This is a genomic window from Methylomonas sp. 2BW1-5-20, assembly GCF_052474515.1.
In genome coordinates, this window is record NZ_CP184127.1 from 3,965,605 (window position 1) to 3,982,599 (window position 16,995).

Below are 16,995 nucleotides of genomic sequence, written 5' to 3' on the forward strand. Positions count from 1 at the left end.
CGTAACTCCTTTATTGCCAGAAACCGGTGGCTTGTTTGAGTTCCGCTTCGGCGCGCAAGGCATCGAAACGGGCGTTGATTTGGCGGGCGTGCGCCTTGTCACGCGCGACTTCCGCCTCGATATAACGCGTTACGGTTACTACGCCGGCTTGGCGCTGCTCATTGACCAGACGTAAAGCTTCCTCCGCGGACTGCACTGCAACGCGGCTAACCTCTGCACTGCTGAGTGCTTCCTGTAATTTGAGCTGCGCGGATTTGAGCTGGTTTTCAATGCGTAAACGGGTTTGCCGGACGGTTTCCTGGGTAGCCGTCAATTCGTGCTCGGCTTTCTTGATTCTTTCCTGCGTGGCAAAGCCGGAAAACACATCGACTTCCAGCATCACACCGGCGCTGACATTGTCGCGATTGCTGCTGAAGGCCAGATCTTTGCTGTCCGAGCCATAGCTGACAAAGGCGTCGGCTCTGGGCAGATGAGCAGCCTGGGCGACTTTGAGTTGCTGTTCGGCGATAGCGACCCGTTTTTCGGCCGCCTTGAGTTCGGGATGGCTGCTGAGCGCTTGATTGAGCAATTCGTCAAAAACCGCGGGTGCCTCCGGTAATGCGGCTTGCTGCGTGGAATTAATCGCAAATGCTTCGTTGGTCGATAAGCCCAACAAGGTTTTCAGCATGCTCTGAGCCAGTTCAATGGCGTTGGCCGTTTGAATTTCGGCATCCTTGGCTTCGGCCAATTGCACTTCCAGCGACAAGACATCGGATTTCAGAACTGTGCCGGCATCAAAGCGAATGCGCGATTGATCGAGTTCGCTTTGTACCGCCGTAATGGATCGTTGACTGACTTCGTGTGCTTCCATCGCGGCCAATTCGCCGTAATAGGCCGCCGTGACGTGATTAACCAACTGATTACGGGTCGCGGCTTTTTCCAGTTCAGAGGTCTCGATACCCAGTTCCGCGGCCTGTTTGCGGTAATAATCCTGACCACCGCGAAACAACGAGTACGTCGCTGTCACTTGCGGTCGATAGTTATCAACACCGCCGGGATGATTGAAGTCGTTGCCGGCAAAACTAAGCCGGCGTTGTGCAATAATCATCGAAAAGGCCTGAGCCGGATTGTCGCTGTGCTGATAAGACAAACTGGCTTTTATTTGCGGGTAAAAACTGGCCAAAGACTCACCCAATTGCGCATTGGCCTGTTCGATGCGGGCTTGCATGATGCCGAGCTCGGGGTTATTGGACAAAGCCGTATCGATGGCTTGCTCAAGGGTGTATTGGCCGCGTTCTGCGTCGGCATAGGCGGGATTTAACACCAGCATTAGCGTGGACGATATCCACCAAAAATGTCTATGTCTCATTGAGTAATCTGCAGTCAGTTAGAACGGATGGGACGATAAACAACGAACAGAATCAGAAACTCCATTCATTGACCAAAGTTACAGCGGTGCGCAGAATCAACAACACCGCTGTTCAAGCCTGTCTTAGCCTTTCAGACGCATGATGCCAAACATTTTCAAGGTCAGTTTTTCATAGTAAGGCTCGCTGATACCTTTGCGAACTTTGCGCATGAAGTATTTTTCATACCCAATTTTGGCTAAATGCACCCATTTACCGCTGGATGCCCATTGGACGTTGCGGGGTGGAATTTGCGGCATGGCCAGGAACGCCACACCCGAGTCACCGAAGTCCGCCAGACACAGTGCATTCCAGGTGCCTTTTTCCTTGGGTTGCTTGCCGTCGAGTTCGGCACGAATGTTGTGCGCGGTCGCCGTCACCATCGATTCGATCATGTAACCGGTTTTCGGTGTACCGGTTGGCACCGGCGTTTGTTCCAGCGGGGGAATGGCAATACAGACGCCAATCGAATAGATATTTTTGAAGGTCGGGTTACGCTGATGCTCATCGACGATGACGAAACCGCGCGGATTCACTAACTTATCGATACCGATCAATGCATCCACACCTTTGAAGGCCGGCAGAATCATGCTGTGTTTGAACGGTAATTCGTGTTTCTTTTTTTCCTGACCGTTTTCGTCGACTTCGGTCACATACATCATGCCGGCTTCGATCTTGTCGATTTTGGCATTGCAGATCCAGTTGATGTGCTTACTACGCATTTCGGCTTCGAGCATACCTTTGGTGTCGCCAACGCCGCCCAAACCCAAATGGCCAACATAAGGTTCGGACGTGACGTACGTCATTTTGACTTTGTCGCGAATTTTGCGTTGACGCAAGTCGGTTTCAGCGATGAACATGTACTCATACGCCGGACCGAAGCAGGAAGCGCCTTGTGCTGCACCGATGATGATCGGACCTGGATCTTCCACAAAGTTGTTCCAGAATTCACCTGATTCGCCGGCATGATCGACATGGCAAACCGATTGGGTATGGCCATTAGGTCCCAATCCGGGCACTTCGTCAAACGCCAATTTAGGACCGGTGGCAATGATCAAGAAATCGTAATCGACCATGGCTCCATCGGCTAATTCAACTTGATTGTTTTCCGGATGAAAACGCGTGACTTTTTGTTGGATAAAGCCAATTTTCTTTTTCTTGAACATGGGTGCCAATTCCACCTTGATGTCTTCCGGCTTGCGCCAGTTGACCGCCACCCAAGGATTGGACGGCACAAAGTGAAACGTCGGCGTATCGGCGATAACCACTACCTCGTCTTCTTTGCGAGCGTTTTCTTTCATTTCCAGTGCCATCGGGATACCACCGATCCCTGCGCCTACGATTACGATTTTTGCCATGATGCAACTCCTATTGTTAGGTCGTTAGTTTTTGTCAGCTTTAGTGACACGTTTCTTTTATGCCCAATTTTTTCAGGATCATTTCCAGCGGGCAGAATCGGGTAAAACCGCTTTGAAACAAGTTGGCCCCGACAAAGACGGTAAACCAAAGCCAATTGCCGGACTGAAACAAGGGACTTGCTTCAACTCCCAGACTCAGAGACAGCAGAATGAAAAAGCCGGCGATAATCCGGACGATGCGTTCGGTGGTCATGACAGTCTATCTTGACTGCGCTTTGACAGACTTTCACAGGATTGATCGATACCATGGTTGTCGATCTCGCACACCGACTCCAGCCACATGGCATTAATGATGGCAAAAGATGCCGCGAAACCAACGCCGAGTATCCAAGCGAAATACCACATAATATTACTCCTCAATAAAGTGTGTGACTGTCTTTCAAAACAGTGTCTTCGGTAACGCTGCCCCAAATCACCCGGTAAACGAAGCGGGTGTACAGCAGCACGATAGGTAGGAATACGACGGTGATCCAGAACGCTAACAGCATGGTGTTATGACTGGAACTGCCATCCCACAGCGTTAAACTGGAACGTGGGTCGGTCGCGGAAATCAATAAGAATGGAAACAGGCCAAAACCGACGGTCAAGGCAATGCCAACAATGCCCAGGCTGCTTGAAAGAAAGGCACCCATTCGCGAATCGCCTTTGCCTAACAGCCAAGCCAGTGCAATACCCATAAAGCCAATGATGGGAGCCAACCACATCCAAGGGTAAGCCATGAAATGTTGTAGCCAACTAGCACCCTGAGCAATCACGGTTTTATTCAAGGGATTGGATGGCGCATCGGTAGCCGCCATTTGCGTGATTTCGGGACGATCAATGCCCACGAACACCCACAGTGTGGTCGCGGCCAAGGCAAGCAAGAGCATGGGCCCAAGTCCGTTAATAGCGACCACCGCGCGCAGATGGATGACACCTTCACTTCGCCATTTCAGAAATAAGGCGCCATGAAAGGTGGTCAGTAACAGTCCGGTCACGCCACATAGCAAGGCGAACGGACTCAATAAGGCCCAGAAAGAACCGTCATAAAATGAACGTAGATCGTTGTCGAAATGAAACGGCAGACCCAAAATCAAATTGCCGACCAACACACCGAACAGTACCGGTGGCAAGCTGCTACCAATAAACAAAGCCCAGTCCCAGCTATTGCGCCAGCGTGGATCCTCGATCTTGCTACGGTAATCAAAAGCCGACGGCCGAAAGAACAGCGAGAACAACACCAACAGCATCGCTACGTACAAGCCCGAAAACAAGGTGGCATACACGGCCGGCCAGATGGCGAAAATAGCGCCGCCCAAGAGTATCAACCAGACTTGGTTGCCTTCCCAGGTGGCGCCCACCGTGTTGATGATGACGCGACGCTCGACATCGTTTTTACCAATAAATGGCAGCAAAGTACCCACGCCAAAATCAAAACCTTCGGTTAGCGCAAAGGCGATACCGACGACACCGATAAATACCCACCAGATCAGGCGGATGGTTTCATAATCAAACATGATGAACTCCTTATGACAGTGGATTAGGCGTGTTGCTGTTCGAAACAATAGCGCCCGGTATGCAAACTGCTGGGCCCAAGGCGCACATACTTCAACATCAGATACATCTCGATGATCAGCAGTACCGTGTAAAAGATCGCAAAGCCGGCGATACTGAACCAGAGCTGGTCGGCACTAAGACTGGAGACGCTCATATGGGTCGGCAAGATGCCGGAGATGGTCCAAGGTTGGCGGCCGACTTCGGCCACGAACCAGCCGGTTTCGGCAGCTATCCACGGCAGCGGGATACACCACACCGCCATCCGCAGTAACCAGCGTTTTTGGTCGGCGACGCGGGTGGCACAGTAGTAAAAAGTCATTGCAAAGATGAACAACATGGTAAAGCCGCAGGCCACCATGATGCGGAAAGTCCAGAATAGCGGTGCGACTTTGGGGATCGTATCGTTGGCGGCTTTTTGGATGGTCGCGGCATCGGCATCGACCACTTTTTCAGTATATTTTTTCAGTAATAAGCCATAACCGAGATCGGCTTTGTGTTGTTCGAAAGCTTGCATAACTGTCGGCGTTTTATTGCCCGAACGCAGTTTTTGCAGATTGTCGTAAGCCACCATGCCGCTTTTAATCCGCACAACGCTGTCCTCGCGCAAGTCTTTCAAGCCTTTAACGTCTTCGTCTATGGAGCGGGTGGCAATCAGGCCCAATACGTACGGGATTTTGATGGCGTAGTCGGTTTTTTCATTAGCCTGATCCGGAAAGCCGAATACGGTAAAACTGGCCGGTGCCGGATGGGTTTCCCATTCCGATTCAATCGCCGCCAGTTTTAACTTTTGAGTTTCGCCGGAGGTGTAACCGCTTTCGTCACCCAGTACGATCACCGATAAGACCGAGGCCAAGCCAAAGGCTGAAGCGATCGAGAACGAGCGGCGGGCAAAGCCGATGTCGCGCTTGTTCAGCAAATACCAGGAGCTAATACCTAACACGAACATCGAGCCGGTGACATAACCTGCCGCCACGGTGTGTACAAATTTGACCTGGGCAACCGGGTTAAAGAACACATCCGCAAAGCTGGTCATTTCCATGCGCAAGGTTTCATAGTTAAACGCAGCGCCGACCGGGTGTTGCATCCAGCCGTTAGCAATCAGAATCCATAATGCCGATAGACTGGTTCCAACCGCTAGCAGCCAAGTAACGGTAAGATGCTGGACCTTGCTGAGCCTATCCCAACCGAAAAAGAACAAACCCACAAAGGTCGATTCCAAAAAGAACGCCATCCAACCTTCTGCGGCCAGCAATGGCCCAAAGATATCGCCGACATAATGCGAGTAGTACGCCCAGTTGGTACCGAATTGAAACTCCAGTGTCAAACCCGTGGTAACGCCCATCGCGAAGTTTATGCCAAACAGTTTGCCCCAGAACTTGACCATGTCCTTATAGACTTCCTTGCCGGTCATGACATACACCGACTCCATGATGCCGAGGATAAAGGTCATGCCTAATGTGAGCGGCACGAATAGAAAGTGATACAGCGCGGTTAGCCCGAACTGCATGCGGGATAGCATGACAATATCATCACCGAACATGGCGAGACTCCTGGTTGAGTTGCGAAGAAAAATCGGGGTTACCGGGTTGCTGTGCGGCAGGCAATGCAAAATGCTCAGCGATATTCGGTTTGGTGGCTGGTTTATCCATCCAGCGAAATATCAAAAACCACAGGCCTATCAACAACAGGATTTTAATTAGCAAGGCAAACCCTATTTCCCATCGTAGCTGGCTGGATTTGGGTATCACTGGCTCTAAAGGCATTTGAGGCATAGTTGAATCTCCCTTTGCTTAATAAAAACGGATTTACTGAGGTTGCTGCAGGGTTTGCTTGGTCATTGTTGGGCTATGACCACCTTTGAGCATCATCATGCCGCGTTGCGCCATCATCACACCCATCGCAATCACCAAAATGCCTGATACGTGAACCATTTGTCGCATGGCTGTCTGTGATAACAAACTGGCGAACACACCGAAACCCAAGAGCGGCAACAACGTACCCAAACCAAACATCATCAGAATCATGCCACCCTGGAACGGATCACCACTGCCAGCCGCCATCACATACATGGCTTGCAGAGGGCCACAACCCAACAGTAATCCGGTCAATAATCCGGTGCGCAATGCACTGCGCCGTGGTTTGCGCAATTCGTCGGCAACCGCCCGATTAACGGTCTTGGGCATACGCAAGGTAAATCGCCTTAGAAAGGCAAACACATTGAGCATTTTCAGGCCGTAAATCAGTAAAAATACACTCGCGGCCAAGGCCACCGCACCGCGGATTTGCGGGGTAATGGCAATGCTTGCGCCCAGCAAACCAAAACCCGAACCGAGTACGGTGTAAGACAGGGTTTTGCCAAAGGCATAACTCAAATGTGCCAGTAACTGTCGGGCCTTAGTCTTAGCGGGATCGGTATAAGCGACCACAAAACCGCCGCACATGCCTATACAGTGAAAGCCGGTAAGAAAACTAATACCCAGCAATACGGCGTAACTCATCTGCGGCTTGATTTGTTGCATCACAGCCGGCATTTGGCTTTTGCCCCAAAAAGCGACGCCGCCCACGACCACCAATAACAGTAAGAACAAAGCAAAGTGTTTTATCCGCCGCCAGACACCGCCCGATGCCTGGTTTTTTTTAATACCATAGCCTTTGGCAACAATCGCCTGTTCAATAGCCGCACGCTGGGTTTTGGCATCGTCGTACGCCGCTTCCAAAGTTTGTGCGCTATAACTGGCATCCACACGCTCGACACCCGCTATCCCGGCGACCGCCTGCTTGAGAATGTCCTCGCACCCCAGGCAATGCATGCCTTCAATTTCAATTTTTTCCATTTTAGTCGGCATCACTTTCCTCCTAAGTGGTTGATCCGGAGCGGCGCGCTTAAAACAATCCTGCCCTTGGGGAGATCAGTTTGTCTGTTGTCGCCAATCCGGATCGATCCTGTTCTAAGCTTTATTCCACCGAAAAATCCCGCATCATGCCCATGTCTTCATGCTCGAGATTGTGGCAGTGGTACATGAATAAGCCTTTAAAGTCCTGAAACGGTTTGATGATCTTGACGCTTTCACCAGGCATCACCAGTACAGTATCTTTCCAGCCGCCTTCGATGAAACCGTCCTTAACCGTGGCGTAATCGTCGCCAGTACCCATGCCGATGGTACGGCTGAGAATTTGGAAATATTGGCCGTGAAGATGAATCGGGTGGGCCATCGACATCATCATGCCCATACCGCCGCCGCCCATTTTGTGGCTACCCTCGCCACTGTCGTTGCCATGGCGCATACCCATTCCCATACCCATACCCATACCCATTCGCTGACCGCCTTGGTCTTGGGCTTTGTCGTCGCCATCGTGTTTCATACCACCCATCATGCCCATACCACCCATTTTGTGACCGCCGGATTCGGACGCTTTATCGCCGCCATGCTGCATACCTTGCATGGATTGCGCTTTAGCCTGGTCACCACCGTGTCTGCCACTACCGCCATGCGCATGAAAAATCTCCATCAACTGCACGGTATTGAACGGGATGCGTTCGCTGGGCAGGATGTCGTTATAGGCATAGGGCCGGCCATTTAGCACCATTTTCATCGGCCCTTCGGATATGCCGATCGGCACCGGTTTGTTGGGATTAGCGGTGTCGCCGGGTGTGTAGTGTTTAATCGTAGACAGTTTATTCGGCAGCGTCGGACTTTCACTAACGCTTTTAATCACGCGCACTGTAAATATCGGATAATCGCTACCGACCGGCAAGGCGTTACCGTGCATGCCACCCATGCCCATGCGATGGCCGCCTCCACCATGCGGTTGGTCATCGCCACCGTGTCTGCCCGTCATCATGCGTTCGGCCATTCCCGGCAATACGCCGGAAAAAGAACGGCTACGCAATACCAGCTGTGAGCCGACTTTACGCCCGCTGAAATCCGCCCACACATCCAAACGCTCGCCGGGGGCCAGCATTACGTAGGGTTTGTTGACGGGTACATCCAGTAAACCGCCGTCGGTACCAATGACGGTTATCGGCGAATTGTCGTCCCAGGCCAGCTTGTAAATGCGCGCCGTTGAGCCGTTGAGGACGCGGAAGCGATAGGCTCGACTGGCTACGTCGAGCTGAAAATCGGGGCGGCCGTTGACCAGAATACGGTCGCCATAAAAGCCCATCATTCGATCATGCATGTTCCGCACGTATTGCAATTGATTGTTGGCGTCAAACAGCCGATCCTGAATCACGATCGGTACTTCGTATTCGCCGCTCGGCAATTCCAGACGACGTTCTTCGTCATCGTTAACCAAAATCGCGCCCGCCAGACCGTGATAGACCTGCTTAGCGGTAGTGTTATGCGGATGCGGATGGTAAATATTCATGCTGGCCCGATTGAGCATTTCAAACTCGTAGACAAAGGTCTGGCCCTTGTCGATCGAGTACAGCGGATGACCATCGACGTCGGCTGGCACGTGCAGGCCATGCCAATGGGTAATTGTCGATTCGTCCAATTCGTTACGCAAATTGATGCGAATTTTTTGGCCTTTGTCGAAACGCATGATAGGTCCGAGGTAAGAACCGGGAGTTTCAGTCAGGGTGTGGGCGGGACCTTTGATCAGTTTGGCAAAATACTGTTGAACGCGGGTCTGTTGACCCGGCAATATAGCGACCGTCGACGGCTTACAAATCAAGTCGAGCTCGACATCCGGGTGGAAATTGGCGGACGCTTTTTTCGGTGTCATTTTCGGCATCTCGCCCATCCCTTCCATGGCACGTAACCAAGCCGGCATCCCTGCGTAGGCCAATAATCCGACGCCGGTTTGCGCGAAAAAGCGCCGACGGGAAGGGTTGATTGAAGATTTCATGGTGTCTCCTCGACCTTGGTAGGTTCTTTTTGTAATCATTTTGAAAATCCCGTCTGTGCGGCATTTTCTTCCCCCAACACTAAAGCTCCTTGATGACCGTCAGACTTGTTAGCCTGGTGCAGACCGCTACCTCCCTGCGACGGCTAAATTGGTTCGTTTCGGTTCAGTTATATTCCGATTCCGAAGGCGGTTTGCGGATAACCCGCGTGGCAATCGCCAACAGCAAAATTGCTACGGAAACCCACAACATGCCCAAACCGGCCTCATGATGAGCCTGTACATCGGCAATCACCAAGCGCGCCAGAGCGGTGATGGCGATATAAATCAAGCAACGCACCGGCATCGCGTTGGTCTTGAAATAAATCCCTACCATGGCGCCCAATTCCAGATAGATGAATAACAACAAAATGTCGCCGATCGTGGCATGGCCTTGCAGCATCATGCCGCCGTAGGCAATGACGCCCGACCAGACCACACTGGCGCCAATCACGAATAAGGCCAGGTAATGAAAAATCTCGATCAACAAGTTACCGATGGTATCGACTCGGCATTTCCAACGCTGATGCACTTGTTCAAACCGTTTGCTGTCCATCTTGTCTCCCCGTTTGAGATTCAATGCAAGGTGAACACAATGGCGTCTGCCTTGTGAATCCAGCGGCCGATGCGTAGCACCAATAACATCAGCAATAAGCCGACCACTACCCGTCCTGCGTCTTTAGAATCGCTTAGCCACAGCTCTACCGAGCTGAGCATCTCCAGGCTCATCGCTTGTGACAACACATAGCCCGCAACCCCTACCACCATAATTCCAAATACTTTGCGCAACGCCGCGGGTTTAATGTAGGCCGATAGCCAAGCGCCAACAGCACTGCCGAAAATGGCACCGGTAGTGACCAGTCCGGTCAACTCCCAATCCAGCGCGACGTGCTGGCTATAGCCACTCAATCCGGCTAACGCATTCATCACGATGATCAATAATGAGGTGCCGACCGCCCCTTGCATCGGTAAGCCGACCAGCAGAGTCAAAGCCGGTACGATCAAAAAACCGCCGCCCACTCCCACCATGCCGGTTAAGCCACCGACGAAAAAGCCGTCGAACAACACACGGAGAATTGGCACCCGTATCGGACAAACCGAGGTTATGCGGACGACTGCGTTGGGTTTGACATCGTCACGTTTACCGCGCAACATCAAAAAGCCGGTTGATAAGCTAACTAATCCAAATAGTGTCATCAGCACATCGCCGGAAAAATGCCCCGCTAGACGACCTCCACCGAATGCACCGGCCATGCCGGCCAGTCCAAAGAACAAGCCGCTTTTCCAGCAAACCGAACCACGTCTGGCATGAGAAATTAAGGCCATCAGGCTGGAAATACCGACCACTACGAACGAGGTGACGATGGCTAGTTTTGGTTCTATGTGAAGTACATACACCAACATTGGCACAGTCAGTATCGATCCGCCGCCACCGAGTAAGCCCAGCAGCAAACCGATGATCACCGCTAAACTTAGGGTTAATAACATGGTCGAGTCCTCGCTTATTCCACAGCCAGTCCGCAGGACTGGTTAGCCGGCAAAGCTTTGTCGATAAAGCGTGGATAGGCCAATTTGAGATCCTGCATGATGGCGATGAAGTCTTCACGCGACTTGCCGCTACCCAGACGGGCGTTTTTAGCCATTTCCTGTTTGATGGTCGAAACGGTGTTACCGTGATAATCATGGCCGGGATAAACCAAGGCATCCGGCGGCAGGCTGAACAGCTTGTTGATGATGCTGTCGTACAACTGACCCGCATCGCCTTGCTGAAAATCGGTGCGGCCACTGCCGCCGATCAATAAGGCATCACCGGTAAACACTCGATCAGACATTACATAACTGACGCAGCCACTGGTATGACCCGGGGTGTGGCGTACCTCGAACTCCAGCTCACCGATTTGTAACAGCACGCCATCGGTGACCAGCAAGTCGGCACACATAGCCCCGGCATCACGGTGCACGATACTTTTGCTGCCGAGTTTTTCCCGCAGCAAGCCGGACGCGGTGATGTGATCGGCGTGGACGTGAGTCTCCAGTGTGTAAATCAACTTCAGATTCAATGCTTGCAGCAGTTCGACATAGTCATCTATTTCCGAAGCGACCGGATCGATCAACACAGCCCGACGGGTACGTTCACAGCCCAATAAATAGCTGTAGGTCGAGGTTTCGTTCTCAAACAATTGACGAAAAATCATAACGATACTCCAAAAAAGATATTATTCAGTATAGCCTAATAAACTTATATCAAGTATCGTGCCAACTCGCTGAACCTATGTAAGTCAGTAAATTCAAGACATAGCAACAGATCAAATGATTGATATTGTTTCAATTTGAATCATTGATACATTTATGCTACTTTTGAAACAAATTTGAAACAAACCTACTTATTCCATGAGCCAATCTTCCCCTTTCTTTAATCGCTGGCTCAGCCAGATGGGGCCCGATCAAGTCATAGCGGTACTCACCGATTTAGTAGATGCCGGCGCTGTCTTTGCGGTTGACGCTAGCGGTAAAGTACTCTTCTGGAGTAAGGGGGCAGAGAAACTGTTTGGCCTACCGGCGGAATCGGTTCTGGGTAAACCGTGCGCCCAAACGCTGGGTTGCGAGGAAGGACAAGATCCGTGCGGTCTGGCGGAGCTAGGCTCAATCAAAGCGCAAATCGTGAATCCTAAACGCGCTAATGGTCAACGCGTCACCTGCTATCGTACTGCTCGCGCATTCTTCGGCGCCGAGGGCCAATTTGCCGGTGCGCTGGAATTTCTCCAACCCCAAGCCTCAAACGAAACGGCTTTAGGCAAACAAGGAAATAGTGAAAGCTTCCATGGCATTTTGTCCCGTGATCCAGCCATGCTGGAGGCAATCAAAATTATCCGCAACGTCGCCGAAACCGAAGCCACTGTATTAATTCGAGGGGAGTCGGGTACTGGGAAGGAATTGGTGGCTCGCGCCCTACATCAAGAAAGCCCGCGCCATCAACAACCTTTTTTAGCTATCAACTGTGCCGCGCTCACACCCAGCTTGTTGGAAAGTGAACTATTCGGCCATGTCAAGGGGGCTTTTACGGGAGCGGTGCGAACGCATGCCGGTTTGTTTCAACGTGCGCATGGCGGCACTTTATTTCTGGACGAAGTCGCTGAATTACCCTTGGAATTACAGGCCAAACTACTGAGGGTCTTGCAAGAACAAAGCTTCATCCCGGTTGGAGGCGATGCGGCAATCAGTGTTGACGTGCGTATCATTGCCGCCACCCACCGCTCGTTACGCGAAGAAGTAAAAGCTGGACGGTTCCGCGAGGATTTGATGTATCGATTACGGGTGGTGCCCGTATTTTTGCCGCCCTTAAGAGAGCGACGACTGGATGTCAACTTATTACTCTGGCATAACATTGATCTACATAATCTTCATGGTAGACGCCATGTCGACAGCATCGCCCCGGAAGCCATGCGGCGTTTGCTCGATTACCGTTGGCCGGGCAATGTCAGGGAACTGATTAATGTCGTCGAATACGCCTTTGCCGTAGGCCGGGGGAACGAATTGTGTCTCGAAGATTTACCGCCGGAATTTCGTGAATCCAAGCCGCAGACTATTAGCGAACAGCTGTCACCGCCCAAACATAAAAAATATCAAAACGAAGCAGATATAGTCCGGGAAGCATTACAAATGACAGGTGGCAATATGGAGGCAGCGGCGAGCTATGCCGGCATGAGCCGCGCAACATTCTGGCGCAAGCGAAAAAAATATAACATTGATTCGTAATTGGCCAGGTAATTAGCTAAATAATTATTACGATCAGAAGAACTCCTGATTACCCATAAGCCTCGGCCAATTTAAGTAAACGCCAAGCGTATTGGCCGCCGCGACGATAAACCTGGATATCATGGCTTGCAGATCGAATCGGCGGTTAAAGCCATAACAAAACACGGCCAGATAATGCGGCAAATATTTGGGGGGCAATGGCATGGTACATGCCGTTAATCGAGCGCGTCACGTTGACTATCAGGGTATCGCCCCGGATCCAGGAAACACAGCACGTGTTCATTTTCGCCGGAATGCATGCCGGCCAGAACTAGGACTAGACGCCGCTCAAATTCGCTGCGATTGATCAGTCCGGTCAGCGGGTCGTGACTGGCTCGGTAGGCCAACTTTCGAAATTGTGCCTGGGATTCGGTGACGTCCCTGAATACCAATACCGAACTGTCAATTACTCCATTACATTCAATAGGATAAGACGCACATTCGACCAGAAAACGGCTGCCGTCTTTACGGTGGAAAATTTGGATATTGTTCGAATTGGAACTATAGCCAAATGAATTCTCGATCCAGGGCTCCTCCTTGGAGTGAATTAGTTCCAGAGAGATCATGCTGCCCAGCATGGCTTGGACATCCCGGCTCAAAACTTCATCCTCGGTGTAGCCTAACATGGCTAGTGCCGAGTGATTGGCAAAGGTACAGCTTCCCCCACCGTCCAGACCGATGATGCCTTCGCCCACCGATTCCAGTAACAAGCGAAAGCGCGTTTCGCTAATGCGCAGCTTGGAATGACTCTCCTTAAGCGCAATCAGTGCTTCATCCAAATTGGCGTTTGCCGACCTAAGGATATCGCATTGTTTTTCCAATTGTTGGGTACGTTTAACAACCAATTCCTCGAGGCGTTGCCGGTAATAGAATAATTCCAGCTCTGTTTCCTTATCTTTGCTGATGTCAACCAGCACCCCTTGCAAAAACAGACTTTCGCCGGTTTCGTCGCGTACCACATTGGCTTCGTCCAAAAACCAGCAGGGTTTTCCATTGTTGTCTATGAGACGATATTCACAACGCAACGGCGCATGATGCTCGTAAGTATGGGCATAAGCCTCTATCGTAATCGCCAGATCATCCTGATGTACTCGTTTGAGCAATCCATCCGGGTTTTCCAGCCAGTCCTCGGAGGGATATCCTAGTTGGCTAATCTGCGGGCTGACATATAACAGCTTTCCCGGCGTTTCCAATGAGGCGATATAGGTGATCACAGGTAGATACTGCACCAAGTTGCGATATTTGGCCTCGGATTCCCGCAATTTATCCTGTGCGTTCGACGTATCCTGCATCACTTGCCGTTCGCGCATTGCCCATAAAACCTCGGCCGATAACTCTTTCATTTGACTATTGTCCGAGATTTTGACTAAAAAACTACCCGTGTGAGATTCGTGGGCGGCACGGGTATCCGGCGCGGCCAGCATAACAACCGGCAGGGTTCGTTCTGGAGAAAACTCTGGCAGTTCGGAAAGAAATTCCGCGCTTTGCATATCGGGTAAATGGCGCCCCAACAAAATGCAGTCCGGTTGGAGGGTGCGGGCCATTTTTAAACCTTGACAGCCGGATTCGGCCTCAAATATCTCAAAAGCGTAATCCTGATTTTGGCTTAAGGCATATTTGCAGGCCAGACGACTGGCTTCGTTATCCGCCAACAATAGCAGGCGGATATTCGATTTTGCGGGCGAACTATCCATGGACCACCTCTGGGTTGTGAATATCAATGTGTATGGCAATCGTTCTTCGCAGAGCAGTAGTCGAGCGCGTTTCGATCTGCACGTTTGTCAGCGGCCTAATTTTGTCCGGACAACTTGCTGCTTCACGATAGTGTTGTTGGGGAGCTTCGGCATTCCTCCTTACTTTATTGTTTTTGTAAGCCGGCTAATAACACCGAGAATTGCAGGGTTGCTAGTGGAATTTAAACATGGAGTATTTCGAGTAAATATAAGGGTGACTACGTAGTTGGCCCAATTACAGGCGTGTTCGACAGATTCCGGATCAGCTGGTTGGCGATGACTGGCAAATGGCGTATCTATAAGTATGCGTACTTACTTGATGATTAGACCTTGGAGGCTTATGCTCGCAAAGTGACACGATACAGATATGATTCTGGTGGGTAGTTCAGAGGGTAGAAATCCCCCGACTACCGGTGCAGGGCCAAGGGGATTGAAATGTCGGACTTACTGCAAACCGCATCGGCTTCACTGCTTCTGGCGGTATTGAATGCACAAGATATCTGCATAATCTCCACCGACAGCCGGGGCATCATTCAGATGTTCAATCCGGCGGCAGAACGCCTATTGGGTTATAGCCAAATGGAAGTGGTTGGCATCCTCACCCCTTTGTTTTTCTTCGATGCTGCGGATCTTGCGGAAAAAGACGTCGCATTACATGAAACGCCAGCGAATGAAAGCCTGCAAGCCTTGATCTCAAGTTGTGGCGAACATTGTGAATGGACATATATCGATAAGCGTAATAGCCGCATTCCGGTGACACTTTCCGTATTCTCATTGGCGGAATATCCTGGCGCCACCCCGGGTTATCTGCTCGTAGCCAGTGCCATAAAAAGGCCGTCTTATCCACCCGAAACGTCCGAACGGTTTATACAGGCTGTCGTTAGTGCGCTCCCAATTCAATTTTGCTTACTTGACGCATCCGGCACTATTTTGGCCGGTAACAAACCCTGGGCCGAACTTGAAGGTGTAAATAGCTTTGCGCCACAGACTTTGCCAATCGGCCAAAACTACTTGCGATTGCTGGAAGGCGGACTTGCACGACATTTTGGCGCCGAAGGTTTTATTCAGGGCGTGCGTTCGGTATTGAACGGCACGCAAGCAGCCTTTGCATTGGAATACTCGTATCCATCGCCGAACGGACGGCGCTGGTTCGAAGGTAAAGTCCTGCCATTTTCCGATCAAGCCATGGGTAAGGCCATCGTCATTCACGAAAATATTACCGAGCATAAAAAGCTTGAACACCGGTTTCGTAAGGCTATCGAATCGGCACCCAGTGCCATTGTCATGGTGAACGAGTCAGGAACCATAATGATGGTCAATGCCCAAACCGAGAAATCGTTCGGCTATTCGCGTACTGAACTGATCGGACAGGCTGTTGAGGTTTTGGTGCCAGCGCGGTTTCGCGCTTCGCATATTGGCTTTCGCCAGGCTTATCTGGCCGCACCGGTAACCAGGCCCATGGGCGAGGGCCGTGAGCTGTTCGGTCTCCGCAAGGATGGCAGCGAATTTCCGATAGAAATCGGTTTGGGACTGATCGACGACGAAGACGGGATTATTGTTTTGAGCTCCATCATCGACATTACCGAAAGGAGGAGCGCCAGTGACAAACTCAAGCAAGCCCTCAGTGAGAAGGAACTATTACTAAAGGAAGTCTACCACCGGGTTAAGAACAATCTACAGGTGGTGTCCAGCTTGATCAACCTGCAAGCCAGCAACGTCAAGAATGAGGCGGTTGGCGATTTGCTGAGGCAAAGCGCCGATCGAATTAAGGCCATGGCCTTGCTGCACGAAAAACTGTACCAATCCAAGGATTTGGCGAAAATCGATTTTAAAGGCTACATCCGCAGTTTGGTCGACCATCTACTTTTCGGCTATGGGACCCATGCCAGCAAGATCGCAGTCGATCTTCGGGTCGAAGAAGTCTATCTGAATGTCGACACTGCGATTCCCTGCGGTTTAATCATCAATGAATTGCTGTCCAATGCATTGAAACACGCATTTCCCGGTGATAGGCAAGGGGAGATCGATATCGATTTTGCGAGTGGCCCGGGCGAACTGGTGCTAAGGATTGCCGATAATGGTATCGGCCTTCCGGACCAACTCGATATCAATAAGAGTGCGTCCTTGGGTTTGCAACTGGTCAACACCTTGACCAACCAATTGATGGGCAAAATGACCGTTGAGCGTAGCCGTGGCAGCGCCTTTATCCTGCGTTTTGCCGAAGTTGTTTAACCGGGAGAC

The 16,995-nt window shown here is 51.1% G+C and carries 15 protein-coding genes and 1 pseudogene; 2 read left to right on the plus strand and 14 right to left on the minus strand.

What is annotated here, in order from left to right; genetic code table 11:
* Nucleotides 1-10: 10 nt before the first annotated feature.
* The 12 genes from ACH50O_RS18280 to ACH50O_RS18335 form a co-directional block, all read right to left on the minus strand.
* Nucleotides 11-1,348 (minus strand): TolC family protein, encoded by a 1,338-nt coding sequence (locus ACH50O_RS18280; RefSeq protein WP_446809179.1) that lies wholly within the window; start codon nucleotides 1,346-1,348, stop codon nucleotides 11-13.
* 123 nt (nucleotides 1,349-1,471) lie between these two features.
* Nucleotides 1,472-2,743, minus strand: a complete 1,272-nt coding sequence (locus ACH50O_RS18285) for an NAD(P)/FAD-dependent oxidoreductase (RefSeq protein WP_446809180.1) — start codon at nucleotides 2,741-2,743, stop codon at nucleotides 1,472-1,474.
* Nucleotides 2,744-2,783: 40 nt separating this feature from the next.
* The gene (locus tag ACH50O_RS18290; protein WP_446809181.1) at nucleotides 2,784-2,996 is read right to left on the minus strand and encodes a YgaP family membrane protein; all 213 of its coding nucleotides are present in this window, start codon (nucleotides 2,994-2,996) and stop codon (nucleotides 2,784-2,786) included.
* Nucleotides 2,993-3,148 (minus strand): cytochrome bd-I oxidase subunit CydX, encoded by a 156-nt coding sequence (gene cydX / locus ACH50O_RS18295; RefSeq protein WP_446809182.1) that lies wholly within the window; start codon nucleotides 3,146-3,148, stop codon nucleotides 2,993-2,995. The genes ACH50O_RS18290 and cydX overlap by 4 nt, the downstream gene beginning before the upstream one ends.
* 11 nt (nucleotides 3,149-3,159) lie before the next feature.
* Nucleotides 3,160-4,299 carry a cytochrome d ubiquinol oxidase subunit II gene (cydB, locus tag ACH50O_RS18300; protein WP_446809183.1) on the minus strand — a complete coding sequence of 380 codons (1,140 nt, stop codon included), beginning with the start codon at nucleotides 4,297-4,299 and terminating at the stop codon, nucleotides 3,160-3,162.
* A gap of 23 nt (nucleotides 4,300-4,322) precedes the next feature.
* Complete coding sequence (locus tag ACH50O_RS18305; RefSeq protein WP_446809184.1) at nucleotides 4,323-5,879, minus strand: cytochrome ubiquinol oxidase subunit I; 1,557 nt, start codon at nucleotides 5,877-5,879, stop codon at nucleotides 4,323-4,325.
* A complete protein-coding gene (locus ACH50O_RS18310; protein ID WP_446809185.1) occupies nucleotides 5,869-6,111 on the minus strand; it encodes a hypothetical protein in 243 nt (80 codons plus the stop codon). Before ACH50O_RS18310 ends, ACH50O_RS18305 begins: the two co-directional genes overlap by 11 nt.
* Before the next feature lie 33 nt (nucleotides 6,112-6,144).
* On the minus strand, nucleotides 6,145-7,185 hold the full coding sequence (locus tag ACH50O_RS18315) for an urease accessory protein UreH domain-containing protein (protein WP_446809186.1): 1,041 nt from the start codon (nucleotides 7,183-7,185) through the stop codon (nucleotides 6,145-6,147).
* Nucleotides 7,186-7,294: 109 nt separating this feature from the next.
* Entirely contained in the window at nucleotides 7,295-9,190 is a 1,896-nt protein-coding gene (locus tag ACH50O_RS18320; RefSeq protein WP_446809187.1) for a multicopper oxidase family protein, read from the minus strand.
* Nucleotides 9,191-9,353: 163 nt separating this feature from the next.
* Complete coding sequence (locus tag ACH50O_RS18325; RefSeq protein ID WP_446809188.1) at nucleotides 9,354-9,782, minus strand: phosphate-starvation-inducible protein PsiE; 429 nt, start codon at nucleotides 9,780-9,782, stop codon at nucleotides 9,354-9,356.
* A 20-nt stretch (nucleotides 9,783-9,802) separates the two neighbouring features.
* Nucleotides 9,803-10,714 carry a sulfite exporter TauE/SafE family protein gene (locus ACH50O_RS18330; protein WP_446809189.1) on the minus strand — a complete coding sequence of 304 codons (912 nt, stop codon included), beginning with the start codon at nucleotides 10,712-10,714 and terminating at the stop codon, nucleotides 9,803-9,805.
* Between the two features lie 14 nt (nucleotides 10,715-10,728).
* The gene (locus tag ACH50O_RS18335; protein WP_446809190.1) at nucleotides 10,729-11,421 is read right to left on the minus strand and encodes an MBL fold metallo-hydrolase; all 693 of its coding nucleotides are present in this window, start codon (nucleotides 11,419-11,421) and stop codon (nucleotides 10,729-10,731) included.
* Between the two features lie 196 nt (nucleotides 11,422-11,617).
* On the opposite strand from ACH50O_RS18335, the gene ACH50O_RS18340 reads away from it, so the two are divergent.
* On the plus strand, nucleotides 11,618-12,982 hold the full coding sequence (locus ACH50O_RS18340; RefSeq protein ID WP_446809191.1) for a sigma-54 interaction domain-containing protein: 1,365 nt from the start codon (nucleotides 11,618-11,620) through the stop codon (nucleotides 12,980-12,982).
* A gap of 49 nt (nucleotides 12,983-13,031) precedes the next feature.
* Here ACH50O_RS18340 and ACH50O_RS18345 read toward each other — a convergent pair.
* Nucleotides 13,032-13,229 (minus strand): annotated as a pseudogene (locus ACH50O_RS18345) (IS1595 family transposase); the annotation flags it as partial.
* Complete coding sequence (locus tag ACH50O_RS18350) at nucleotides 13,198-14,715, minus strand: PAS domain S-box protein (protein WP_446809192.1); 1,518 nt, start codon at nucleotides 14,713-14,715, stop codon at nucleotides 13,198-13,200. The pseudogene ACH50O_RS18345 and the gene ACH50O_RS18350, both read right to left, overlap by 32 nt.
* A 474-nt stretch (nucleotides 14,716-15,189) precedes the next feature.
* On the opposite strand from ACH50O_RS18350, the gene ACH50O_RS18355 reads away from it, so the two are divergent.
* On the plus strand, nucleotides 15,190-16,986 hold the full coding sequence (locus ACH50O_RS18355) for a PAS domain-containing sensor histidine kinase (RefSeq protein WP_446809193.1): 1,797 nt from the start codon (nucleotides 15,190-15,192) through the stop codon (nucleotides 16,984-16,986).
* The last annotated feature ends 9 nt before the right edge of the window (nucleotides 16,987-16,995 follow it).

Coding starts and splice junctions, on each gene's coding strand:
- ACH50O_RS18330 (WP_446809189.1), bottom strand. CDS start 10,714: ATGTTATTAACCCTAAGTTTAGCGGTGATCATCGGTTTGCTGCTGGGC.
- ACH50O_RS18310 (WP_446809185.1), bottom strand. CDS start 6,111: ATGCCTCAAATGCCTTTAGAGCCAGTGATACCCAAATCCAGCCAGCTA.
- ACH50O_RS18290 (WP_446809181.1), bottom strand. CDS start 2,996: ATGACCACCGAACGCATCGTCCGGATTATCGCCGGCTTTTTCATTCTG.
- ACH50O_RS18305 (WP_446809184.1), bottom strand. CDS start 5,879: ATGTTCGGTGATGATATTGTCATGCTATCCCGCATGCAGTTCGGGCTA.
- ACH50O_RS18280 (WP_446809179.1), bottom strand. CDS start 1,348: ATGAGACATAGACATTTTTGGTGGATATCGTCCACGCTAATGCTGGTG.
- ACH50O_RS18315 (WP_446809186.1), bottom strand. CDS start 7,185: ATGCCGACTAAAATGGAAAAAATTGAAATTGAAGGCATGCATTGCCTG.
- ACH50O_RS18335 (WP_446809190.1), bottom strand. CDS start 11,421: ATGATTTTTCGTCAATTGTTTGAGAACGAAACCTCGACCTACAGCTAT.
- ACH50O_RS18320 (WP_446809187.1), bottom strand. CDS start 9,190: ATGAAATCTTCAATCAACCCTTCCCGTCGGCGCTTTTTCGCGCAAACC.
- ACH50O_RS18355 (WP_446809193.1), top strand. CDS start 15,190: ATGTCGGACTTACTGCAAACCGCATCGGCTTCACTGCTTCTGGCGGTA.
- ACH50O_RS18285 (WP_446809180.1), bottom strand. CDS start 2,743: ATGGCAAAAATCGTAATCGTAGGCGCAGGGATCGGTGGTATCCCGATG.
- ACH50O_RS18325 (WP_446809188.1), bottom strand. CDS start 9,782: ATGGACAGCAAACGGTTTGAACAAGTGCATCAGCGTTGGAAATGCCGA.
- ACH50O_RS18350 (WP_446809192.1), bottom strand. CDS start 14,715: ATGGATAGTTCGCCCGCAAAATCGAATATCCGCCTGCTATTGTTGGCG.
- cydB (WP_446809183.1), bottom strand. CDS start 4,299: ATGTTTGATTATGAAACCATCCGCCTGATCTGGTGGGTATTTATCGGT.
- ACH50O_RS18340 (WP_446809191.1), top strand. CDS start 11,618: ATGAGCCAATCTTCCCCTTTCTTTAATCGCTGGCTCAGCCAGATGGGG.
- cydX (WP_446809182.1), bottom strand. CDS start 3,148: ATGTGGTATTTCGCTTGGATACTCGGCGTTGGTTTCGCGGCATCTTTT.